Origin of the sequence: Neisseria sp. P0008.S002, from assembly GCF_051962805.1 — a bacterium.
Lineage (GTDB): Bacteria > Pseudomonadota > Gammaproteobacteria > Burkholderiales > Neisseriaceae > Neisseria > Neisseria perflava.
In genome coordinates, this window is sequence record NZ_JBQCUY010000005.1 from 167911 (window position 1) to 190952 (window position 23042).

At 49.5% G+C, this 23042-nt stretch carries 22 protein-coding genes and 1 pseudogene; 8 read left to right on the forward strand and 15 right to left on the reverse strand.

Annotated features, from left to right (window positions below; translation table 11 throughout):
- Positions 1 to 61: 61 nt before the first annotated feature.
- The 5 genes from ACTHSA_RS07340 to ACTHSA_RS07360 form a co-directional block, all read right to left on the reverse strand.
- On the reverse strand, positions 62 to 394 hold the full coding sequence (locus ACTHSA_RS07340; RefSeq protein ID WP_004520308.1) for a hypothetical protein: 333 nt from the start codon (positions 392 to 394) through the stop codon (positions 62 to 64).
- Positions 395 to 490: 96 nt separating this feature from the next.
- Positions 491 to 976, reverse strand: coding sequence for a 5-(carboxyamino)imidazole ribonucleotide mutase (purE, locus tag ACTHSA_RS07345; RefSeq protein WP_003686478.1), 486 nt, complete (start codon positions 974 to 976; stop codon positions 491 to 493).
- Between the two features lie 80 nt (positions 977 to 1056).
- Positions 1057 to 1812, reverse strand: a complete 756-nt coding sequence (locus tag ACTHSA_RS07350; RefSeq protein ID WP_004520309.1) for a tetratricopeptide repeat protein — start codon at positions 1810 to 1812, stop codon at positions 1057 to 1059.
- A 14-nt stretch (positions 1813 to 1826) separates the two neighbouring features.
- Entirely contained in the window at positions 1827 to 2495 is a 669-nt protein-coding gene (locus ACTHSA_RS07355) for a class I SAM-dependent methyltransferase (RefSeq protein ID WP_070625578.1), read from the reverse strand.
- A 12-nt stretch (positions 2496 to 2507) separates the two neighbouring features.
- Positions 2508 to 2693, reverse strand: a complete 186-nt coding sequence (locus ACTHSA_RS07360; protein WP_003680728.1) for a DUF3460 family protein — start codon at positions 2691 to 2693, stop codon at positions 2508 to 2510.
- A gap of 216 nt (positions 2694 to 2909) precedes the next feature.
- On the opposite strand from ACTHSA_RS07360, the gene ACTHSA_RS07365 reads away from it, so the two are divergent.
- Positions 2910 to 4262 carry a polynucleotide adenylyltransferase PcnB gene (locus ACTHSA_RS07365; RefSeq protein WP_070625576.1) on the forward strand — a complete coding sequence of 451 codons (1353 nt, stop codon included), beginning with the start codon at positions 2910 to 2912 and terminating at the stop codon, positions 4260 to 4262.
- A gap of 104 nt (positions 4263 to 4366) precedes the next feature.
- Here the strand turns inward: ACTHSA_RS07365 and rpoD are convergent, their stop codons facing one another.
- Together rpoD and dnaG are read right to left on the reverse strand one after the other, a co-directional pair.
- Positions 4367 to 6319 carry an RNA polymerase sigma factor RpoD gene (gene rpoD, locus ACTHSA_RS07370; protein ID WP_004520313.1) on the reverse strand — a complete coding sequence of 651 codons (1953 nt, stop codon included), beginning with the start codon at positions 6317 to 6319 and terminating at the stop codon, positions 4367 to 4369.
- A gap of 194 nt (positions 6320 to 6513) precedes the next feature.
- A complete protein-coding gene (gene dnaG / locus ACTHSA_RS07375) occupies positions 6514 to 8286 on the reverse strand; it encodes a DNA primase (protein WP_049335257.1) in 1773 nt (590 codons plus the stop codon).
- A 329-nt stretch (positions 8287 to 8615) separates the two neighbouring features.
- On the opposite strand from dnaG, the gene ACTHSA_RS07380 reads away from it, so the two are divergent.
- The gene (locus ACTHSA_RS07380) at positions 8616 to 10052 is read left to right on the forward strand and encodes an NAD-dependent succinate-semialdehyde dehydrogenase (protein WP_070625573.1); all 1437 of its coding nucleotides are present in this window, start codon (positions 8616 to 8618) and stop codon (positions 10050 to 10052) included.
- A 50-nt stretch (positions 10053 to 10102) separates the two neighbouring features.
- Here ACTHSA_RS07380 and ACTHSA_RS07385 read toward each other — a convergent pair.
- Positions 10103 to 10472 (reverse strand): annotated as a pseudogene (locus ACTHSA_RS07385) (hypothetical protein).
- Positions 10473 to 10593: 121 nt separating this feature from the next.
- On the reverse strand, positions 10594 to 11568 hold the full coding sequence (locus tag ACTHSA_RS07390) for a PhoH family protein (RefSeq protein ID WP_004520317.1): 975 nt from the start codon (positions 11566 to 11568) through the stop codon (positions 10594 to 10596).
- Between the two features lie 102 nt (positions 11569 to 11670).
- Here ACTHSA_RS07390 and ACTHSA_RS07395 point away from each other — a divergent pair, with 102 nt between their 5' ends.
- The 3 genes from ACTHSA_RS07395 (at position 11671) to rlmB (ending at position 13498) form a co-directional block, all read left to right on the forward strand.
- On the forward strand, positions 11671 to 12381 hold the full coding sequence (locus ACTHSA_RS07395) for an AzlC family ABC transporter permease (RefSeq protein WP_049335254.1): 711 nt from the start codon (positions 11671 to 11673) through the stop codon (positions 12379 to 12381).
- Positions 12378 to 12686 (forward strand): AzlD family protein, encoded by a 309-nt coding sequence (locus ACTHSA_RS07400; RefSeq protein ID WP_049335252.1) that lies wholly within the window; start codon positions 12378 to 12380, stop codon positions 12684 to 12686. Before ACTHSA_RS07395 ends, ACTHSA_RS07400 begins: the two co-directional genes overlap by 4 nt.
- 62 nt (positions 12687 to 12748) lie before the next feature.
- Positions 12749 to 13498: a 23S rRNA (guanosine(2251)-2'-O)-methyltransferase RlmB gene (gene rlmB / locus ACTHSA_RS07405; RefSeq protein WP_004520319.1), complete on the forward strand. Its 750-nt coding sequence runs from the start codon at positions 12749 to 12751 to the stop codon at positions 13496 to 13498.
- A 52-nt stretch (positions 13499 to 13550) separates the two neighbouring features.
- On the opposite strand, the gene ACTHSA_RS07410 is transcribed toward rlmB, so the two are convergent.
- The 3 genes from ACTHSA_RS07410 to pdxH form a co-directional block, all read right to left on the reverse strand.
- Positions 13551 to 15143: a vWA domain-containing protein gene (locus ACTHSA_RS07410; RefSeq protein WP_070625569.1), complete on the reverse strand. Its 1593-nt coding sequence runs from the start codon at positions 15141 to 15143 to the stop codon at positions 13551 to 13553.
- 251 nt (positions 15144 to 15394) lie between these two features.
- Positions 15395 to 16453: a pseudouridine synthase gene (locus ACTHSA_RS07415; RefSeq protein WP_003686367.1), complete on the reverse strand. Its 1059-nt coding sequence runs from the start codon at positions 16451 to 16453 to the stop codon at positions 15395 to 15397.
- Positions 16454 to 16612: 159 nt separating this feature from the next.
- Positions 16613 to 17245 carry a pyridoxamine 5'-phosphate oxidase gene (pdxH, locus tag ACTHSA_RS07420; protein ID WP_036490991.1) on the reverse strand — a complete coding sequence of 211 codons (633 nt, stop codon included), beginning with the start codon at positions 17243 to 17245 and terminating at the stop codon, positions 16613 to 16615.
- 111 nt (positions 17246 to 17356) lie between these two features.
- Between pdxH and dut the strand changes: the two genes are divergently transcribed.
- The 3 genes from dut (at position 17357) to guaA (ending at position 20036) form a co-directional block, all read left to right on the forward strand.
- Positions 17357 to 17809 carry a dUTP diphosphatase gene (gene dut / locus ACTHSA_RS07425; RefSeq protein ID WP_440367452.1) on the forward strand — a complete coding sequence of 151 codons (453 nt, stop codon included), beginning with the start codon at positions 17357 to 17359 and terminating at the stop codon, positions 17807 to 17809.
- Positions 17810 to 17995: 186 nt separating this feature from the next.
- Positions 17996 to 18322: a hypothetical protein gene (locus ACTHSA_RS07430; RefSeq protein ID WP_049335244.1), complete on the forward strand. Its 327-nt coding sequence runs from the start codon at positions 17996 to 17998 to the stop codon at positions 18320 to 18322.
- Positions 18323 to 18470: 148 nt separating this feature from the next.
- Positions 18471 to 20036, forward strand: a complete 1566-nt coding sequence (gene guaA, locus ACTHSA_RS07435; protein ID WP_003686344.1) for a glutamine-hydrolyzing GMP synthase — start codon at positions 18471 to 18473, stop codon at positions 20034 to 20036.
- A 71-nt stretch (positions 20037 to 20107) separates the two neighbouring features.
- Here the strand turns inward: guaA and gloB are convergent, their stop codons facing one another.
- The 3 genes from gloB to ACTHSA_RS07450 all read right to left on the reverse strand — a co-directional run bounded on the left by gloB (position 20108) and on the right by ACTHSA_RS07450 (position 22969).
- Complete coding sequence (gene gloB, locus ACTHSA_RS07440; protein ID WP_049335243.1) at positions 20108 to 20857, reverse strand: hydroxyacylglutathione hydrolase; 750 nt, start codon at positions 20855 to 20857, stop codon at positions 20108 to 20110.
- Positions 20858 to 20880: 23 nt separating this feature from the next.
- Positions 20881 to 21966, reverse strand: coding sequence for a hypothetical protein (locus ACTHSA_RS07445; protein ID WP_049343597.1), 1086 nt, complete (start codon positions 21964 to 21966; stop codon positions 20881 to 20883).
- A 184-nt stretch (positions 21967 to 22150) separates the two neighbouring features.
- Positions 22151 to 22969 (reverse strand): HNH endonuclease, encoded by an 819-nt coding sequence (locus ACTHSA_RS07450; RefSeq protein ID WP_440367455.1) that lies wholly within the window; start codon positions 22967 to 22969, stop codon positions 22151 to 22153.
- Between the last annotated feature and the right edge of the window lie 73 nt (positions 22970 to 23042).

Below are 23042 nucleotides of genomic sequence, written 5' to 3' on the forward strand. Positions count from 1 at the left end.
GTCTGAAATCGTAGTGATACGTTTCAGACGGCCTTTTTTATTTGGTTAGAAAATAGTTTATTTATTGAAGTTTAAGCAGTCGGTCTTGTTCGACCGACAATACGCCATTTATTTTTTTGAAATAGGCAATGGCATCTTCAATCTTGGTCTTGGAAGACGGACGAATAGCAATGCCGTTCAGGTTTTTGTATTCATAAATCAAACTTGCACCCGAGGTTTTCACTGCTTTTAGCAATGGCGCAGAACCGGTTTGGGCATCATAGAAGATAATCAGGTTTCCATTTGTATCTTGGGCTTGTTGCTGAGATGGGATGGCAGTTGATTGAGTAGGAGTACTTGGGCTTTGGCAGGCGCAAAGCAGGGTGGAGAGTAGGATGAATGCTAGGGTTTTCATGGCATTAATTCAATTTGATAAAACACTAAGGCCGTCTAAACAATCGTAAAACGAAATCAAAGTTTCCCTTTACAACTTTCAGACGGCCTTTGTCAGTTATGCTTCAGGCAATTCCATGGCTAGAACGGTTTGCTCTTGTTTGGCACGGAAAGCCGCCAATTTTTCAGCCAATTCAGGATTTTCATTGGCCAAAAGTGAAATAGCAAACAGCGCTGCATTGGCCGCACCGGCTTCGCCAATGGCAAATGTGGCAACAGGAACGCCTTTGGGCATTTGTACAATCGAAAGCAGGGAGTCTTCGCCGCGCAGATATTTGCTGGGCACGGGAACACCCAAGACGGGCACCGTGGTTTTGGCTGCAACCATGCCTGGCAAATGCGCTGCGCCGCCTGCGCCGGCAATGATGGCTTTGATGCCGCGTTCGCGTGCGGTTTCGGCGTATTCAAACATCAAATCAGGCGTACGGTGTGCAGAGACGACACGCGCTTCGTATTCAACGCCGAATTCTTTGAGAAATTGTGCTGCCTGCTGCATCACCGGCCAATCGCTGTTGCTGCCCATAATAATGCCGACTTGGATCATGAAGAGTTCCTTTTGCTTGAATGGATTAAGGGTAAAAAAATATTCAGACGGCCTTGGGGATGACAAGGCCGTCTGAACGTTTATCTTTGTTTGAGACTGATGGAAGCGCGTTTTGCCGCTTCGCTGTTGGGGAAGCTTTGTATCAGTTTGCGCCATGTGCTGCGGGCGATGTCTTTTTGTTGCAGTTTGTATTGGCATTGGCCGATGCTGTACATGGCATCGGGAGCTTGCGGGCTGTTGCGGAATCGGTTGGCGTAGCGGTTGCCGATTTCGATAACGGATTCGCAGTTGCCCAGACGTTGTTGGCTTTGCAGGAGCAGGTACATATTGCGGCGGGCAATTTCGCTGCCATTGCCGCCGTCAGCCTCTTTCAAAATGGCCACTGCGGCGGAATAGTTGTTACGCTGATAGTATTTTTGCGCCTGATTATAAAGGCGTAATTCGTTTTGTGCGGCTGAGTCTGTTTCAGACGGCACGCCGCCGCCATTTGCCAAATAGTTCATTTTCAGCTTGCGGTCGTCCAATCGCTGGGCTTTGGGATTGGAAGCAGAAGTAGTCGGACGTTTGATAGTCCGTTGTTGTTCCAATGTGTGCAAGCGTTGATTTAATTCTTCAACCGTGCGTTCCAGTCGGGCAATTTGTATACCTAAGTGGTCAATCTGGGTTTGTGCGTCCAAACGCGGATAGGGAATACTTTTTTCAGGCAAAGGCTCACGCGGAATATCCGGCAGGACGAAGTTAGGATTATCGGCTGGTTGAAGAGGATGGGAAACGGCGCACGATGTGGCCAATAGAGTAAGCGGCAAAAGAAACAGGGAATGTGATAATGTTTTCATCGGATTGTGTCGTTTTATTTTTTTAGTAGCAGTGTCAAACCGTCGCCGACAGGCAGGGTAATGGGAATAATGCGTGTATCGCGCGGCAGATTTTGGTTGAAATGGCGCAGGATATCCAAGCTGGGCGGATCATTTTCGGCAGCTTCATTCATGACGCGCCCACCCAACAAGATATTGTCGATGGCAATCACGCCGCCACTCCGTACCAGTTGCAAACAGCGTTCGAAATATTTTGGCGTAGGCGGTTTGTCGGCATCGATAAGTGCCAAGTCGTAGCTTTCTGATTCTCCTTGCGCAATCAAATCGTCCAAAGTCAGCAAAGCCGGTTGCAGATGAAGCGAGATTTTATGCGCTACGCCTGCTGCCTGCCATGTTTCGCGGGCAATATCGGTAAAGGTTACATTAATGTCGCAAGCCGTGATTTTGCCGTCTTCGGGGAGGGTAAGCGCCATGGCGGCGCTGCTGTAACCGGTAAAGACGCCAACTTCCAAATATTTTTTGGCATTCAATAATTTGGACAACCACACCAACATGGCCGCCTGCTCTTGGGCGATGGCCATCTTTCCCAGACGATGTGATTGGGTACGCTCGCGCAATGCGGTCAAAACGGGATGTTCGGATTGACCGATGCTGTTAAGGTAATGTTGTAATGCCGGATCGGTATTGTGTGTGTTGGTCGTCATGCCGATACGGGATTAGTCTTGATAGTAGGTGTACGGTTTTTTGTTGACTTTGGCCGCTTCAAATTCGGCCTGCTCTGTCGGATTGAGGGTAACATCCCACAGCAAATGGCGGTTTTCGAGGCGTTGTGCTTCCATTTCGGGATTGTCTTCCATGAGTTTGTCTAGGAATTGGGTAGCTTCGGATTTGTAGTGGTACATGATGTTCTGCCTGCATCGTTGTCAGACCGTCATTATAGCCGATATTTTTTGCCAATACGCTAATTAATCGAACTTCCATAAGGTATAATGGCACGTCTTTTTTAGGCCGTCTGAAGCCTTTGCTCAATGTTTTGCCCCTTCTGCGACAGAATATTGTGCAAAGGCTTAAGCCAGACAAGTTTCAGACGGCCTTTTTTATTGTGAAAAGAGCTGCTTATGTTAAAAAAATGGCTGCATAAAGTGTTGCCTAAAAAACACGTCAAATCGTTGCCCGAAAAGGAAATTATCCCGCTTGAGCAACACGGTATCCGCGCGGATATGTTGAGCTTTGCCGCAGAGAAAATTGCCAAACGCCTGCATGAAGCCGGTTTTCAGACTTATGTTGTAGGTGGGGCCGTTCGGGATTTGTTGCTCGGGGTCGAGCCCAAAGACTTTGATATCGCAACCGATGCCACGCCGGAGCAAATCCGCAAAGTATTCCGCCGCAGCCGCATTATCGGCCGCCGCTTCCAAATCGTTCATGTGATGATTGGTCCTGAAACCATTGAAGTGACGACGTTCCGCGGTGGCGATAAGGTTCAGCAAAATGCGCAAGGCCGCATTATGAAGGACAATACTTACGGCAGCATTGAAGAAGATGCCATGCGTCGCGACTTTACTTGTAATGCGCTGTATTACGACCCGATTAAAGAGGAGATTTGGGACTTCCATCAGGGCGTGGCTGATGTTGCCGATAAAAAATTGGTGATGATAGGCGATCCTGCCGAACGCTATCAGGAAGACCCAGTCCGTATTCTTCGTGCCGTCCGTTTGTCGGGCAAGTTGGGCTTTGAAGTGGAAGAGCAAACGGCTTTGCCAATTGCAGAATATGCAGGCCGTCTGAAAAATGAGCCTGTGGCCCGTCTTTTTGACGAAATTCTGAAAATTCTGTTTTCCGGTTATTCTCGTGCCTGTTTGAAAAGGCTAAACGAGTTGGGTATTCCCGAAGGCATCCATCCGCTTTTAGATGCCTTGAAAACTGCCGAAGCGGCTGAAAACCGTATGATTATGTTGGCCTTGAAAAATACCGACGAGCGTATCCGTGCGGATAAGTCCGTTTCCGTCGGTTTCGTATTGGCGGCAGTATTGTGGCCGACACTAAACGCCATTTGGCAACGCAATCAAAGCCATGGTCAAAAACCTGTCCCTGCGCTGATGGATGCGATGAACACCATGCGCGATACGGTGGAGAAAGGTTGGGGCGTACCGCAAAGATTCTCTGCAACCATGCGTGAAATCTGGCAATTTCAGCCGCAATTCGACAATATGCGCGGTGCGCGCCCGTATCGTCTGTTGGCTCAAGCCCGTTTCCGTGCCGCTTATGACTTCCTGATTTTGCGTAGCGAAGTTGGCGAGGTTGATAAAGAGATGGCTTCTTGGTGGACAACTTTCCAGCATGCCGATGAGGAAACCCGTCAGCAAATGACTGCGGCCAATGAGCGCAAACGTCAGAAACAAAGTGGATCAACTGACGGCAAACCCAAACGTCGCCGCCGCCGTCCAAAAAAGAAAACCACTGAGGCTGAATAAAATTTAAGGCCGTCTGAAACCATTAAATCTTTTGAGATTTGGTTTTCAGACGGCCTTTTTGTATTTTAATAAAAACCGCAGGTCTTTCAACCTGCGGTTTGCTTTTACGATTTGTTTTCTTCGCTGTCGAGGAAGCTGCGGAGGCGGTCGCTGCGGGTAGGATGGCGCAGCTTGCGCAGGGCTTTGGCTTCGATTTGACGGATACGTTCGCGGGTTACGTCAAATTGTTTGCCGACTTCTTCCAAAGTGTGGTCGGTATTCATATCGATACCGAAACGCATACGCAACACTTTGGCTTCGCGCGGGGTCAGGCTTTCGAGGATTTCTTTGGTTACTTCGTGCAGGCTGGTGTACATCGCAGCTTCTGCCGGCGCAACGTTGTTGGCATCCTCGATGAAGTCGCCCAAGTGCGAATCGTCGTCGTCGCCAATCGGTGTTTCCATGGAAATCGGCTCTTTGGCGATTTTCATGATTTTGCGGATTTTGTCCTCCGGCATTTCCATCAACTCGGCCAGTTTGGCGGAATCAGGTTCTTCACCGGTTTCTTGCAGGTATTGGCGCGAGATACGGTTCATTTTGTTGATGGTTTCAATCATGTGAACCGGAATGCGGATGGTACGCGCTTGGTCGGCGATGGAACGGGTAATCGCTTGACGGATCCACCATGTGGCGTAAGTCGAGAACTTGTAGCCGCGACGGTATTCGAATTTGTCCACCGCTTTCATCAGGCCGATATTGCCTTCTTGAATCAAATCCAGGAACTGCAAGCCGCGGTTGGTGTATTTTTTAGCAATGGAAATAACCAAACGTAAGTTGGCCTGAATCATTTCCTGTTTGGCTGCTGAGGTTTCTTTCTCGCTCAGCACCATGTTTTTGTTGATTTCTTTCAACTCTTCGATGGAAATGCGGGTTTCGGTTTCCATATTGGCCAGCTCGGCTTGTTTTTCTAGGATGGCGTGGCGGAAACGATCCAATGCGTTTGCCCATACACGGCCTTTGGCTACTTCTTTTTCAACCCATTCCAAATCGGTAATAGCAGGCAGGAAGTTTTCGATGAAGTAGTCGCGTTCCATACGTACGCGGTCGATACAGATATCGCGGATTTCGCGTTCGAGTTTGCGGATGTTTTCAACGCGACTGCGTAGGTTGCTGCTCAAATTTTCGATTTGACGTGTGGCAAAACGGACTTCTAACAGTTTGTTGGCAATGGCATCGCGGTGTTTCAGGTAGTTGGCGTGCTGACTGCCGTGTTTTTCCAACTGCTTGATCATTTTGCCGTATTCGCTCTCGATAAAGGCGAAGTGTTCCAAAACTTTTTGTTTCAGTTCGGCTAAATGGGCGGCGGATATGGCTTCAGAGTCGTTACCTGAATCGTCTTCATCTTCCTCGTCGCCATCTTCATCATCGCTATCGGTTTCACCTTCTTCATCATCAGGTTTGGCATTTTCCAAATGACCTAAGCCCAATTCGTTCAACAAAACTTCATTAGGGTCGATGATGGCTTCAACGACCTCATCCACACGGATTTCGTCGTTGCGGACTTGCTCGATCAACGCCAGAATTTCGGCAATCGAACCCGGGCAGGCGGAGATTGCCTGCACCATGTTTTTCAGTGCATTTTCGATTTTTTTGGCGATGATGATTTCGTCTTCACGCGTCAACAGATCGACTTGCCCCATTTCACGCATATACATACGCACAGGGTCGGTTGTGCGGCCGAATTCTGAATCTGCGCTGGAGAGTGCTGCTTCGGCTTCTTCAACAGCATCGTCGTCGGTCATGGCGGCGGCGTTGTCGCTCAAGAGGATGTCTTCAGCATCGGGGGCTTGCTCGGTTACTTGGATGCCCAAGCCGGAAATCATGCTGACGATGTTGTCGATTTGTTCGGCATCGGACATATCGTCGGGCAGAGCGTCGTTAATTTCAGAATAAGTGATGTAGCCGCGTTCTTTACCCATGATAATGAGTTGGCGCAGACGCGCGCGCTGCTCTTCGATACTCAAGGGACGGTTGTCATCTTGGTCTTGGTATTCTTCGTAGTTTTGGTTTTTAGACATGGATTGCTCTCTAGGTTGATAGGATGCCGACGGTTTACGGTGATGTGGCCGTACCTGAAGGCGGAGCAGAGCTTTTTGTTGTGAAATCAGATTTCACTTTAATACTCTGAGGCTGTCTGAAAATATTACAGATGGAGTGTTCTGCGTGTCATGTTTCGCAGCGTGTGTTTAGATTGTTCAGACGGCCTGAGGGGTTAGTTTTGCTTTGCCGTCAAAAGCGACAGCAATAGTCTTTTTTCATTTTCAGTCAAACCAGTTTGAATACTTTTTTGCTTTAAAGTTTCGATTTGACTGTATTTTAATTCATTTAACAACTTTTTCATGCCGATTTGGAAACTTTCGCAATCTTCTTCGTTATCCCCTTCCATTTCTTCAGAGTGAAGGGTCGATAAAAAGATTTGATTGACGGTTTCCTCATAGGGCGAACCGCGCATATATTCAAACACTTGTGCAGTTGCAGGAGTCGTGTCGTGATGCTTGATGGTTTCGGCCAAATTGGCAAGGCAGGCAAAATCGCCGCTTAACGCCAGATAATCGGGCAGGTCTATATATGAAGCCCAAGCCGGATTTATCAAGAGGCTTCGTATCTGTCTTTGAACCAGTGTCAGCATGGTTGGCTGTTTGACAGAAATAGGCGGCAGTTTGTAACTTTTTTGTTTGACGTGCCGCTTGGGCGCTTCTTGTCCGAGTAACTGGGCGAGGTTGTCAGGATCAATACCCACCAACTCACTAAGTTTTTGTTTCAGGAGATAGCCCAATGCCGGCGCGGTAATTTGCGCTAAAAGCGGAGAACTGGTTTTGACCAATTCTGCTTTGCCTTCTTGCGTATTGAGGTTGAGGCCGTCTGAAAGATGTTCCCAAAAGTATTCCGATAGGGGCTTGCTTTGGTTTAACAAGGCATCTTCAAATTGAGCCTTGCCATAGGCACGGATGTAGCTGTCTGGGTCGTGTTCTTCGGGTAGGAATAGAAAATGCAGCGATTTATCGTCTTTTAATTGCGGTAACGCATTTTCCAGCGCGCGCCAAGCCGCTTTACGTCCCGCGCTGTCGCCATCAAAACAAAAATAAATACTGTCGGCCTGACGCATCAGGATTTTGACGTGTTCCGCCGTGGTTGCCGTACCCAAAGCCGCTACGCCGTAGCCGACGCCGAACTGCGCCAATGCGACCACGTCCATGTAGCCTTCGACCACCAAAATCCGTCCTGCCTCTTTTACGGCAGCACGCCCTTCATATAGCCCGTAAAGGTTTTTCCCTTTATCGAACAAAGGGGTATCGGGAGAATTCAGGTATTTGGGTTTGGAGTCATCCAATACGCGGCCACCAAAGCCGATGACCTGTCCGCGAGGATTGCGGATGGGGAACATAACCCGATGGCGAAAGCGGTCATAATGTTTGCCTTCGTTATCAATGACCATACCCGTATCCACTAACGCAGTATTCGGATAGGGTTGGAATACTTGCGCCAAAGGTTGCCAACCGTCAGGCGCATAGCCCAAACCATAATGCGCGATGACTTCCGCACTCAAGCCGCGCTTATCCAAATAAGCCTTCGCCACCGGATTGAATTTCAACTGTTGCGCATAAAAATCCGCCGCCGCCGCCGTCGTTTCTTCCAAAGTTTGTTGCTTTTTTTTACGTTCGGCACGGATTTCGGGGTTGTCTTCCTGCCCGCGAACTTTAGGCACTGTCATACCGACGCGATCAGCCAAAAACTGCACCGCCTCCGGAAACGACAGCCCCTGATGTTCCATCACAAAACCAATCGCCGAACCATGAGCCCCGCAACTGAAGCAATGGTAAAACTGCTTGGTCGGGCTGACCGAAAACGATGGCGTCTTTTCCTTATGAAACGGACAGCAGGCCATATAGTTCGCCCCGCCTTTCTTCAGCGGAACCTGTTCGTCGATAATATCGACAATATCGACTTTGGACAAAAGCTCGTCAATGAAATCAGATGGAATCATGGTTCGGCAGAAGAGGATGGACGGAAAATATTTCAGACGGCCTTATAAACAGACAAAGGCCGTCTGAAAATGGAATTTTAGATGAGGGTCGAGATGAGTTTTGTATTATAGCAAATAGTTGTAATACATGTGTCTTATCCTTTTGAGGTAGGGTATTAATAATCGTATTTCATTCGTTATTAAGATAGATATGATGTCGTTAAAGCAAAGGCCGGCTATAAGATATTCAGACGACCTTTGCTGTTGTCTTATTTTGCGATTCAGTTGCGCTTTCATGGTATGAATATGATAATGAACGTATATCCTCGGTTTTAGAAAGGTCGTTTCTCATGAAAGATTTTGCACGTTTGCTCAATCATCCCGATATTTCCTTTTCTCCGATTCCAGATGCCATTAAAGTTGATAACCCTGCAACAGGTGAGGCTTTGGCGTTTGTCCGTAAGACTGATTCAGACGGCCTGAAGCTTTTGATTCAAAAGGCAGAGGCGGCACAAAAATTATGGGCGGCAAAAACTGCGTTGGAGCGGGCCGATGTGTTGTGGCGCTGGTATTTTTTGATTAAAGAAAACAAAGAAGAACTCGCGCGTATCATGACGATGGAGCAGGGCAAAAGCCTGACTGAGGCGCGTGGTGAAATTGATTATGCGGCTTCGTTTGTGCGCTGGTTTGCGGAAGAGGCGCGGCGGATTGACGGCGATGTGCTGACAAGTGTGAAAGCGTCGCAAAAACTGGTTGTACTGAAACAGCCTGTCGGCGTTACCGCTGCGATTACGCCGTGGAACTTCCCGTTTGCGATGATTGCGCGCAAGGCTGCGCCTGCTTTGGCGGTGGGCTGTGCGATGATAGTTAAACCTGCATCGCTCACGCCTTTGAGTGCGTATGCATTGGTCGTTTTGGCTTATGAAGCCGGCGTGCCGCAGGATTTGTTGCCTGTTGTCAGCGGTAGTGCTTCGGAAATCAGCCATGAATTTGCCACGAATCCGACTGTGCGCAAAATCAGCTTTACTGGCTCAACCGAAGTCGGCGCGAAGATTTTTGCCGACAGCGCGGCAGACATTAAAAAACTCAGTTTGGAACTGGGCGGCAATGCGCCGTTTATCGTGTTTGACGATGCCAATTTGGACAAAGCCGTTGAAGGCGCTCTGGCCAGCAAGTTCCGCAACAGCGGTCAGACCTGCGTCTGCACCAACCGCGTTTACGCTCAATCCGGCATTTACGACGAATTTTGCAGCAAATTAAGTGAAAAAGTGGCTGCGCTCAAATTGGGCAACGGCTTGGATGAAGGCGTCAACCAAGGGCCATTGATTGAGGAAAAAGCGGTGGAGAAAGTCGAGCAGCACATCGTCGACGCGCTCTCCAAAGGCGCGGTTTGCCTGACTGGCGGCAAACGCAGCGCGTTGGGCGGAACATTTTTTGAGCCGACTGTTTTAAGCGGCGTTACGGCGCAAATGGCGGTAGCTCGCGAGGAAACCTTCGGACCTTTGTGTCCGGTGTTCCGTTTTGAAACCGAAGCCGAAGTTATCGAGGCTGCGAACAATACGGAATACGGTTTGGCAGCTTACCTTTTTACCTCTGACACCGCCCGTCAATGGCGCGTCGGCGAAGCCTTGGAATACGGCATGGTCGGCATCAATACGGGCTTAATCAGTAATGAAGTAGCACCGTTTGGCGGCGTAAAACGCAGCGGTTTGGGACGTGAAGGCAGTAAATATGGTGTGGACGAATATTTGGAATTGAAATATTTGTGTATTGATATGGCGGAATAAGGCTGTACAGTAAAGGCCGTCTGAAATTTGGTTTTCAGACGGCCTTTGTTTTAGAGTAGATCCTGGATGGCTGAACGCTCTTCTTCCAATTCGGCCAGCGTAGCGGCGATACGTTTTTGGCTGAATTCATCCGACAAGTCCAAGCCTTGGACGATGCGGTAGCTGCCTTCGTCACAAATGACGGGGAAGCCGAAAATCAAACCTTCGGGAATGCCGTAAGAGCCGTCGGATGGAACGCCCATGGTTATCCATTTACCACTGCTGCCGAGCAAGTTGTGCCTGCGGCAGGTCGAGCAGCTGTAGGATAACGGGTTGGTCGCGTCCGAGCATGATGCCGCCGGCGATACGGAAGAGGGTGGCGTAGGCGATTTGGCCTGCCGCGCCGGTAACGGCAATTCGGACGGGTGGCTTGAGGGTCATATTTTTCCTTTTGAAGTCGTTGTTTTACTTGATTTTCGGATTATAGCAGTATTATGGGGAGAATGATGTAGTAAGGCCGTCTGAAATTTGATTTTCAGACGGCCTTAAGTGTTTGAAAAGATTATTCGCCGTTTTTCTTTTCGGCTTGTTCTTCGGCAGCTTCATAGGCTTCGACGATTTTTTGCACCAAAGGATGGCGGACGACGTCTTCGCTGGTGAAGGTGTGGAAATACAGGCCTTCTACATCGCGCAGTTTTTCGCGTGCATCTTTCAAGCCGGATTTGATGTTGCGCGGCAGGTCGATTTGGCTGATGTCGCCGGTAATGACTGCTTTGGCACCGAAGCCGATACGGGTCAGGAACATTTTCATTTGTTCGGGCGTAGTGTTTTGCGCTTCGTCCAAAATGACATACGCGCCATTTAAGGTGCGGCCGCGCATATAGGCCAGCGGCGCAATTTCAATCAAACCTTTTTCCATCAGTTTGGTTACACGGTCGAAACCCATCAAATCGTAAAGCGCATCGTAAAGCGGTCGCAGGTAGGGATCGACTTTTTGCGCCAAATCGCCCGGCAGGAAGCCTAATTTTTCGCCTGCTTCGACTGCTGGGCGCACCAAAACGATGCGTTCGATTTGATGTTTTTCCATGGCATCGACGGCGGCGGCAACGGCAAGATAGGTCTTACCCGTACCGGCAGGGCCTAAGCCGAACACGACATCGTGGTTGAGCAAGGCGCGGATATAGCCGTTTTGGCGCGGGGTGCGGCCGCCGATGCTGCCGCGTTTGGTGCGGAAATAGTATTGTTGGTCGTGGTGTTTCTCTTCGTGTTTTTCATCTGCGGTTTTGGCTTCAACGGCCGCTAGGCTGATGGCGTTGTCGTCTAAGTCGCCTTTTTCTGCGGCTTCGGCAAGCGACAGCAAGGCACGGCGGCCGGCGTGTGCCAGTTCGCCCATGAAGGTGAAATGTTCGAAGCGGCGGCTGATTTGGATATCAAGGGCTTTACCTAAGGCTTCGAGATTGCTGTCGAGCGCGCCGCACAGGCGTTGCAACACGGTATTGTCAATTTCTTCAAACTGCAGATGGACGGTGTGGGTCATATTGGTTTCCGTAAATAAATCTAATTTTTCCGTATTATACCCTTGTTCAGACGGCCTGCTTTATAATACGTCGCTTCTTTTTAATAAACCGTTTCAATCAAAATGAATCACACTGCTTCTCCTCAATCGGAATTTCTGCGCGGTATCAAAGAATGTTCCCCCATGCTGATCGGCTTGTTGCCGTGGGCGCTGATTTTGGGCATGCAGGGCGGGCAAAAGGGCATGAGCTGGCTGGAAATGCTGTTGATGACGGGCATGAACTTTGCCGGAGGTTCGGAATTTGCCGCAGTCAATTTGTGGGCAAATCCTTTGCCAATTATGCTGATTGCAACAGTTACGTTTATGATTAATTCGCGCCATATCCTGATGGGTGCGGCGATTGCGCCGTATATGAGGGATATGCCGCTGAAAAAGGCGATGCCCGCGCTGTTTTTTATGTGTGATGAAAGCTGGGCAATGGCATTTGCTGAAATTCAAAAGCGTAAGGCGGCAGGTTTGCCTGCATTCAATATGCCGTTTTATGCCGGCGTGTGTTTTATTTTGTATGTAACGTGGATTGGTTTTGCGGCGTTTGGCGCGGCAGTCGGCCCGATGTTCGGCGATGTGGCGGCTTGGGGCTTCGGCATGGCGTTTCCTGCGGTGTTTTTAGTGTTGCTGCGCGGTATGTGGAAGAGCTTTGCGGCTTCACGCCCTTGGTTTGTCAGCTTGATTGTGGCGTGCGCAACTTATTTGACCGTGGATGGCGCATGGTATGTTCCGGCCGGGACGTTGTCGGGCTTGTTGGCGGCGTATGTGTGGGGAGAGCAAAAATGAAGGATTTGTTGTCGCTGCAATCGTTTTTGCTGTTTTTAAGCATGTTGGCCGTTACTTATTCAACCCGATTAATCGGCTTTTTTGCATTGCGCAACCGTATGTTGAGCCGTCGCGCGCAAGTGGTGATGGAGGCTGCGCCGGGCTGCGTGTTGATTTCTGTAATTGCGCCTTATTTTGTGTCGGACAAACCGCATGAGTTGATTGCCATTGCTTTGACGGTATTGGTGGCCAGCCGGTTTTCGATGTTGGTGACGGTATTAATCGGCGTTGGCACTTCGGGCATACTCGGTTATTTGATGAAATAAAAAATTTTCAGACGGCCTTACTTGTTATAATGGCCATCTAAATTTTTTGATAAAGCAAAAACATGGCAAACCAACGACTCATCTATGGCTTTCACGCCGTCAATGCCCGTTTGTGGCAAAACCCGAAATCGATTACCGAACTCTATATCCAAGAGGGCAAATCTGATGCGCGCACCCGCGATGTATTGGATAAAGCGGCCTCTGAAAACGTACGCGTGCATTTTGCTGATGCCGACCGCCTGAATGCCATCAGCAAAGGGGCGCGTCATCAGGGCGTGGTCGGGTTTATCGATGCCTCCAAAAACCATGTTCACTTGGAAGATGTGTTGGAAAACCTGAGCGAACCACCGTTTTTGCTGGTATTGGACGGCATTACCGATCCGCACAACCTCGGCGCGTGCCTGCGTACTGCCGATGCGATGGGCGTGCATGCCGTGATTGCGCCCAAAGACAAAAGTGCCGGCCTGAATGCGACCGTCAGCAAAGTTGCCTGTGGCGCGGCGGAAACCGTGCCGTATATTACCGTAACCAATCTTGCCCGTACTTTGCGTGAATTGAAAGAATACGGCATTTGGATTGTCGGCACGGACATGGGCGGCGACTCCGACCTTTACCACTGCGACTTGCCCGACAGCGTAGCTTGGGTAATGGGCAACGAAGGCGAAGGCATGCGCCGCCTGACGCGCGAACATTGCGATATGCTGGTATCGATTCCGATGTTTGGCACAGTTGAAAGTATGAACGTTTCCGTCAGCGCAGGCATGGTATTGAGCGAAACCCGCCGTCAACGTGTGTTGAAATCGGAAAAATAAAAAGTGTAATTAAAAGGCCGTCTGAATGTTTTTCAGATGGCCTTTTTCAGGTTTATTCTTTAACCAAAGGGCCTGATTGCTTTTCATTACCGGCGGCAATGCGTACCAATTGGAGAAATTCCGATTTCAGCTCAAACGGATCATCACCTTGGACTTGCTGTACCATTTTTTCAATGTCGCTCCAGCCAAGTTTGCCGTTGTATTCGCCGCCGCGCAGGGCTTGGGCATAGGAAGCTGCTGCAAGGGCGAGCAGGGTGTCTTTATCGGCTTGCTCCAGCGGTTTGCTGCCAACGGGAATTGCTTGTTCCATCAGCTTGCTATCTTTTCCCCCGGGCAGTTTGTAGCGTACTTTAACAAAGGCGTATTCGTTTTTACTGCCTTTGGCGGCAGGGGCTTTTTGATAGCGTGATTCGTTCAGCCAGCCGTTTTTGCCTGCCGGAATGATTTCATAGATGGCGGTCACGCTGTGGCCTGAGCCGATATCGCCCGCATCGACTTTGTCATTGTTGAAGTCTTCATTGCGCAGGGTACGGTTGGTGTAGCCGACCAAGCGGTATTCTTTGACAGTAGCAGGATTGAACTCGACTTGGATTTTGACATCTTGCGCAACGGTGGCAAGCGTGGAAGTCAGTTGTTGTTGCAAAACTTTTTTCGCTTCTTTTTCGTTGTCGATGTAGCTGTAATTGCCGTCGCCTGCATCGGCAATTTGTTCCATCATGTCTTCGTTGTAATTGTCCGTACCGAATCCTAGCGTGCTGAGTGAAACACCGGTTTTACGTTTTTCGGCAACCATGGATTTGAGCGTTTCGGTATCAGATACACCAACGTTAAAGTCACCATCGGTCGCCAGCAGGATACGGTTGATGCCGTTGGGTATAAAGGCTTTTTGCGCTTGCTCGTAGGCCATGCGTAAAGCGGATTCGCCCGAAGTCGAGCCTTCTGCTTTCAGTTTGTCGATGGCCTTCAGGATGGTTTCTTTATCAGCACCTGATGTGGGCGGAAGCACCAGCTCTTCGCCTGATGAATAGGTAATCAGGGTAACTTTGTCCTGAGGACGTAATTGTTGGGTCAAGATCCGTAGCGTTTTTTGAACCAGCGGAAGTTTGTTTTCTGTATTCATACTGCCGGATACGTCCACAAGGAATACCAGATTGGCAGGCGGCAGATCTTTCTTTGCCGTGTCTTGTGCTTGGATACCGATTTTGATCAGCTTGGCTTCCGGTTGCCATGGAGAATCAATGGTTTCGGTATGAACGGCAAATGGACGGCCGTCAGTAGGCAGCAGATAGTTATAAGGGAAGTAATTGATGATTTCCTCAATGCGCACGGCATCTTTGGGCGGCTGTTCTCCATTGTTCAGAAATCGGCGGACGTTAGCGTAGCTGCCGGTATCGACATCGATGCTGAATGTAGAAACAGGCTCTTGGGCAACGGATTTGACCGGTTGGTCGGGTTGTTCTTGGTAGCGTTCAGTGTTTTCTGCAAGAGACAGATTTTCTTCAGCAACGGCAGCAGCAGGCAATGCTGAGCCTGGTGCGCCATGAAGATTTTCGGTTGACGAGTCTGATCGGTCGAGTGGGCCGGAACACGCTGTCAAAGCTGCTAAAGTGAGTATGGAAACGGTTTTCAGGAAGAAACGGGGCATGATTTAAGCTCCTGGGAAATATCACATGCTGATTATTAAAAGTGTTGATGGCAGTGTATTGGCAGAGTTAACGCTGGCGCTGAGTCACTTTTTTTGAGTTTTAATGTGTGAATAGTGGGTTAAGTTTAAATCAGGACAAGGCGGAGCAATGCGGTACTGGTTTAAACTTAACCCACTATGTTTATGACTTGTGCAAGATTTTGTCGGGCTGAGACGATTTTGTAAAGGCCTCAGCCCCGATTTGTCTTACATTAACTTTTCTTCCGTCGACGTTCGCCCGGCAGCAGCATATCCGCCCATTTGATGATGTTGGCGACTTCTGCCGGATTGAGTTCGTAGAACTGGCCGCGTTTGAGGCGGTTTGGCAGGCCGATGGGGCCGAAGCCTACGCGGACGAGGCGGCTGACGGTCAGTCCTTGGCTTTCAAAAATGCGGCGTACTTCGCGGTTGCGGCCTTCTTTGATAACAACGTTGTACCATTTGTTCGCGCCTTCGCCGCCTTGTTCGTAGATGCGTTCTACTTTAGCCAAGCCGTCTTCGAGCATGACGCCTTCTTCGGTCAGGACGCGCATTTGTTCGGTGGTCAACTCGCCCAATACGCGTACGGCGTATTCGCGTTCGACTTCAAAGCTGGGGTGGGCAAAGCGTTGAACGAGTTCGCCTGAAGTGGTCAGGATCAAGAGGCCGCTGGTATTGATGTCCAAACGGCCGATGGCCACCCAGCGGCTGCTGGCTGCTTGCGGCAGGCGGTCGAAAATGCTGACGCGGCCTTGCGGGTCGTCGCGGGAAACGATTTCGCCTTCTTGTTTGTAGTAGAGGATGATGCGTGGCAGGCGGTCTGCCCATTTGAGTTTGATGATGCTGCCTTTGACAGTAACATGGTCATCGGGCGTAACTTTTTCGCCCAGTTGGGCTACGCGGCCGTTGACGGTTACCCAGCCGTTGCTGATCCATTCTTCCATTTCGCGACGTGAGCCGACGCCGGAAGCGGCCAAGACTTTTTGCAGGCGCTCAGGTTCAAAGCGTGAAAGGTCGCTGCGGCGTTCTTTCAAATCGCGGGCGTGCTCCATGATTTTTTGGTTGGGGTTGCGGACAACCAGTTTTTTGGCTTTGGCGGCACGTTGTTTTGGGGCGGTATTTTGAGCTTTGGGGCCGTCTGAAACTTTTTGGCCGTAAGGTTTGCCTGATGTTTTGCGCTCGTCGTCTGGACGTTTTTTATTGGCAAAGGATTTGGCCGGTTTGGAAGGTTTTTTGGCGGTAGATGATACGCCGTCGCGCCATTGGCGTTTGCTGGAAGGCTGTTTGGACATGATTTTTCCTAACTCGCTTGAAAAAGCGGTTCTTCTGCGGCATTTGCGGCAGGGGTTGGATTGGGGGAAAAGGCCGTCTGAAAATCAGATTCAGACGGCCTGCCGATGAAAGGCTGTATTGTAACTCAACCAGTAAATTTTTGTTTGAAAATCCGAAAATTATGGCGAAAGGCGTTCGCGTATCCAGTTGCCGTCAACCAGGCGGTATTGGATGCGGTCGTGCAGGCGGCTGGGGCGGCCTTGCCAGAATTCGATGCGGTCGGGAATAACGAGGTATCCGCCCCAATGCGGCGGGCGGGGAACATGCAGGGGATGTTTGACACCGACGGCCGCGGCCTTGGCCACCAAGACGGCTTTGCTGGAAATCACTTCGCTTTGATCGCTTGCCCATGCGCCGATACGGCTGGTGTAGGGGCGGCTTTCAAAATATTCGTCCGAAGCGGCGGCGTCGAGTTTTTCAATGCGTCCTTCAATGCGCACTTGGCGTTCGAGTTCCGGCCAGAAAAAAGTCATGGCGGCAAAAGGGTGTGCCGTATAGGAGCGGCCTTTGCGGCTGTGGTAATTGGTAAAGAAAACAAAGCCTTTGGGGTTGACTTCTTTCAGTAGTACCATACGGCTGTTAGGCCTGCCGTCTTCGCCTACGGCGGCAACGTTGACCGCGGTCGGCTCGTTGACTTCGGCGTGAATCGCTTCGTTCAGCCATTGCTCGAATTGGACAATCGGGTCGGCGTGGCATTCGGCTTCCGACAGCTCGCGTTTGCTGTAATCTTCGCGGATATTGTGCAGATCCATGATTTTTCTCCTTAGGTCTGACTGAATCATACTCCGTTTTTTCAGACGGCCTCAAGGGCATTTGTGTATAATCGTAGCCCTTTCCAATATAGAACAATACGGAGTCCCGTCATGCAAACCGAAGTCGAACTGAAAATCTTAAATCCGAAAATGGCCGATTCCCTGCCTGCTTATGCAACGCCCGGTTCCGCCGGTTTGGACTTGCGTGCCTGCTTGGATGAAGCTGTTGTAATGCAGCCGGGTGATGTGTATCTCGTTCCGACCGGTTTGGCGGTGCATTTGGCCAACCCTGCGTATGCAGCCGTTTTATTGCCGCGTTCCGGCTTGGGTCATAAACACGGTATTGTTTTGGGCAATTTGGTCGGTTTGATTGACTCGGATTATCAAGGCGAATTGAAGGTTTCTTTGTGGAACCGTGGTAAAGAAGCGTTTACCATCGAGCCGATGGAACGCATCGCGCAGATGGTGATTGTGCCGGTTGTCCAAGCTGCGTTTAAGGTTGTGGACGAGTTTGCCGCCAGCGAGCGCGGTGAAGGCGGATTCGGCAGCACCGGCAAAGCCTGATGATTTAAAAGGCCGTCTGAAACAGGATAAATTGAAATATTTGATTTCGGTTTGCCACGGTTCAGACGGCCTTTTTGTTGTGCCAACCTTTGCATAATTACACACAAGATTGCATTTTTATATCTTGCCTGCATGGCCGACGCACCCAATAATACAGGCCGTCTGAAACCTTTACGGAGCGTTGTTATGTCCCGCCCCTCACTTTTTCTGCCTTTGTTTTTGATTATCTTTGGCGCGATTTGGTTTTTACGCGCTACGGATATTTTGCCTGCGACATCGACAATGATTGCCGGTGTATTAATTATTTTGGGCTTTGCCGTATTGATTATGGACGGCATCAACAAACAGTCCATTGTTTCCGGCCCGATGTTGGTTTATATCGGTACAGCCATTTATCTGCACATGAGCTACTGGATTTACCTCTCGCCGTTGCTGGCCATCGGCATGGTCGTGTTGGGTTGCCTGCTGTTGCTCTCGCGCAGCGATATGATTCCTGAGAAACACACAAAATAGAAAGATGAGAGATTTGGGTTTTGCCCTATAAAGGCCGTCTGAACAATGGTATAATCCGCCGCTTCAGACGGCCTTTTTTATTGTGGTTTAAATTTGAAATTTACCCTATCGGCCGCACCGTTTTCTTACATTTTGCAAAGTTTCCTCCATGACCCAAGACAAAATCCTTATTCTCGACTTCGGCTCGCAAGTTACCCAGCTGATCGCCCGCCGCGTGCGCGAAGCCCATGTTTACTGCGAACTGCATTCTTTCGACATGCCTTTGGAAGAAATCAAAGCCTTCAACCCGAAAGGCATCATCCTCTCCGGCGGCCCTAATTCCGTTTACGAATCCGATTATCAAGCCGATACCGGTATTTTTGATTTGGGCATTCCGGTTTTGGGCATCTGCTACGGCATGCAATTTATGGCGCACCACTTGGGCGGTGAAGTTAGCCCGGGCAACCAACGCGAATTCGGTTATGCACAAGTTAAAACCATCGACAGCGAGCTGACACGCGGCATTCAAGATGATGCGCCTAATACGCTCGACGTATGGATGAGCCATGGCGATAAAGTTTCCAAACTGCCTACCGGCTTCTCTGTCATCGGCGACACCCCGTCTTGCCCGATTGCCATGATGGAAAACGCTGAGAAACAATTCTACGGCATCCAATTTCACCCTGAAGTGACCCACACCAAACAAGGTCGCGCGTTGTTGAACCGCTTTGTCTTGGATATTTGCGGCGCACAACCAAGCTGGACCATGCCGAACTACATCGAAGAAGCCGTTGCCAAAATCCGCGAACAAGTCGGCAGCGACGAAGTGATTTTGGGTTTGTCCGGCGGCGTGGATTCTTCCGTAGCAGCCGCGTTGATTCACCGCGCTATCGGCGACCAACTGACCTGCGTGTTTGTTGACCACGGTTTGTTGCGTTTGAACGAAGGCAAAATGGTAATGGACATGTTTGCCCGCAACTTGGGCGTACGTGTGATTCACGTTGATGCCGAAGAGCAATTTTTGGCGAAACTTGCCGGCGTGACCGATCCGGAGAAAAAACGCAAAATCATCGGTGCGGAATTTATCGAAGTCTTTGACGCTGAAGAGAAAAAACTCACTAACGCCAAATGGTTGGCGCAAGGTACGATTTACCCTGACGTAATCGAATCCGCAGGCGCGAAAACCAAAAAAGCCCACGCCATCAAATCCCACCACAACGTCGGCGGCCTGCCTGAAAACATGAAGCTCAAATTGCTTGAGCCTTTGCGTGATTTGTTCAAAGACGAAGTGCGCGAACTGGGCGTCGCTTTGGGCCTGCCGCGCGAAATGGTGTACCGTCATCCGTTCCCGGGCCCGGGTTTGGGCGTGCGTATCTTGGGCGAAGTGAAAAAAGAATATGCTGACTTGCTCCGTCAAGCAGACGATATTTTTATTCAAGAATTGCGCAATACTACCGATGAAAACGGCACATCTTGGTACGACCTGACCAGCCAAGCATTTGCCGTATTCCTGCCTGTGAAATCCGTCGGCGTGATGGGCGACGGCCGTACTTACGATTACGTCGTAGCCTTGCGTGCCGTGATTACCAGCGACTTTATGACTGCCCACTGGGCTGAGCTGCCTTACTCGCTGCTTGGCCGCGTGTCCAACCGCATCATCAACGAAGTCAAAGGCATCAACCGCGTGGTTTATGATGTCAGCGGCAAACCGCCTGCCACGATTGAGTGGGAATAATCCCTCAATAATAAAGGCCGTCTGAACAGATATTGTTCAGACGGCCTTGTTTATTAGGGACCTAAGCCCAATTAAAATTGATTTTTCAATTCACGCAAAGCGGCGAAGACTTCGAGTTCGCTGTTTAATTTTCGTCCGCTCAATTCTTCGGCGCGTGCCTGAACTTGGGGCAGGTGTACGCGGAAAAACGGATTGACTTTGCGCTCGTGCGCCAGGCTGACAGGCAGTGTCGGCGTGTGTTCGGCTGCGGCCAAGGCCGTCTGAATGTCGATGTTGTCCGGCTCGATGTGCTGGGCAAAGCGTAGATTGGAGGCGGTGTATTCGTGCGCTGGATAAAACAGTGTTTCTTCGGGCAGCTGGTTGAATCGGTGGAAGCTGTCGTAAAGCTGCTCGATTGTGCCGGTAAATACGCGGCCGCAACCGGCGGAAAACAAGGTATCGCCGCAGAAAACGTGCAGGCCGTCTGAATTTTCCAACAGATAGCTGATGTGGCGGTCGGTATGGCCGGGGGTTGCCCAAACGGTAACCAAGCCTTCGCCAAACGGGAACTGCGTACCTGCGGTGACGGTATGCGTCGCCACGTCGATGTCGCTTTCGCCATAGATTGGGGATTCTAAAAAGCCATGGAACAAGCTTTTTGCGCCGCCGGTATGGTCGGGGTGCGGATGGGTAATCCATGTTTGCGCCAGCATCAGGCGGTTGTGGACGAGGAATTTCAAAACGGGCGTGGCATCGGATGGATCGACGCAGGCAGCATGGTTGCCTTCTTGAATCATCCAGATGTAGTTGTCGTTTAGGGCTTTAATTGGCGTGATTTTCATATGCTTTCTTCTGGTTTGGGGTTTCAGACGGCCTCTAAATAATCTTTGATATTCGGGCTTTGGCCGAACACGGCTTCATGGGCTTGATGGATGCACAGTCGGTTGAACAGCAATCTTTGGGTTTGGTCGCTGTCGATAATCCGCACTTGGCCTTGCAGTTTGGGCGCGTCGTGATGAAAGGTATTCTTAAACGCGTGCCAACGGTCGGTTTGCAGATGGACGACGGCAAACATATCGTGCGAGATATTAACGCCGACACTGAATAGCTTGGCCGAGGCTTGCAGGCAGAAACTGCTGTCGCCAAACAGGCATAGCCCCGTGTTTTCCGGATAGCGGAACAATTCGATTTTCACGGCTTCGGGTTTGGCAAAGATATTACAAAACAGCCGTTCAAACAACGACGGCTGTGCCACGCCTTCGCTCAACATACCGTAAAGTCCGCCCAGCCAATCGACATAGCCGAGAAAAGTGAAACGGTAGTCCTGTATAATGGCTTCGATGCGCTTGGGGTCGCGTTTGCTGATCAAGCGGACAAATTCAAAACCGACTTCCGGCAGCCGCGCCCGAAGTGTTTGATGTAGGCGGTGGGCAAACAGGTTTTTATGGTTGTGCGGATTGCGCAGGATACCGAGGAATTTCAGCCGTAATATCCGCCACAACGCATCCGGTACTTTGACGGTATCGGTATTTGCCGTAGTTGTTTTCAGACGGTCTGCAGGCAGGGTGCGCAGGTGGTTGCAGGCTTCTTCGTAGCCGCTTTCATGACGGTTGAACCAGCTTTCCAGATTATATTGGTTGGTGGAGTCTTCGACAAAGGTCAGCGTATAGAGGTTTTTCGCCGCCAAGTTGCCGATGATGTTGACGCTTATCGCTTCGCTGCGGTTTTGTTCTTTGCTACGGGTTTTTTCACCAGTATGGAATATGGACAAAGGCAGCTTGTAAACATTCTGATTCTGAGGGCTGACCTGCGGATTATGCGCGTGCTGCCGCTGCTCGGTTTGGGCGATGAAGTGGTGTTCCTTCGTCGGATTCGCGGTCAACAGGGCGTAAGGCTTTTCGCCGCATTCGGAAAATTCGCAATCGCTGAGGATAAAGGCTTGTCGAGTCATAATGTCAGGAAAGGCCGTCTGAATATGTCGATTATAGTTTAAAAGTGGCAATTATACAGAATGACGGCGACGAGTTTGGTCTTTATACGCAAAAGGACGCAAAAAGGTCATCTGAAAACGGATATAGCGAGGTTCGCTAAATCGTTTTCAGACAACCTTAAATCAACGGACTGTTCAACACTATTTATTCTTCTTTTTGGAAAACATGGTTGCGGTGATACTCGAAATATTTTTCGCTTTCAGGTTCGATTTTTAATTTCATATCGGGAGAAATTCCAAGCCGCTTTTGATTTTCCAGATCGATTTTCGGACTGATTTTTATCGTACCGTCGGCATCAAACGTAATCAGTCCGCTATCGAATAATGCGTCAATATTGGGTGCGAGCATCAGTCCATTGAAGGGATCTAAACGTTCGTTATTATTGCACACACTCCAAGGTTTAATATGGCTGGCAATGAGTAAAGGCTGGATATCTAGACCTGTCAGTGGACAGCTCGGATATAGTTTGAATACGTCTTGCCGGAATTGATTTTGCCCTCTGCGGACTTTTATTAAGCTTTGTAGTTCGGTTTGCTTTTCTGGGCTAGTTTCGGAGGCTAAACGGTTTTCGAGTTCAGCTATATTTTTTCCTAAGTGTGGGATAGAAGTTGTGTAAAAATTTGGTTCTTCAGTTAGCCAAGCTGTATTTTCTTCGTCTAATTCCTTTTTAAAACAAGTTTTACATCTATTTTCTCTATCATATTCATTCCAACTCCATTTTCTGAGTCTCTCTCGGGAGTTGGAACAAACTTTAAAATAATCTGAACCTTTTGTTGTCCAATTTTTGCCTATTTTTTCAGTTGGAAAGCTGCCACAACCACTACTAGCTTTGTGCAACATAGGGTATATAGGTTCGGTTTTACCTTTGTTTATGTTTAGTACAAAACCATTTTGGTTGTTCTTAAGCCAGTCAATATAAGCTCCATCATCTGGCATATCTTTAAAAATTTTTATATCAGACATAAGTTTCTCCAAATTGTTTTCCATAATTTCTATGAAGTTGTTTATTTTCAAAAAGGTCGTCTGAAAACCTTAA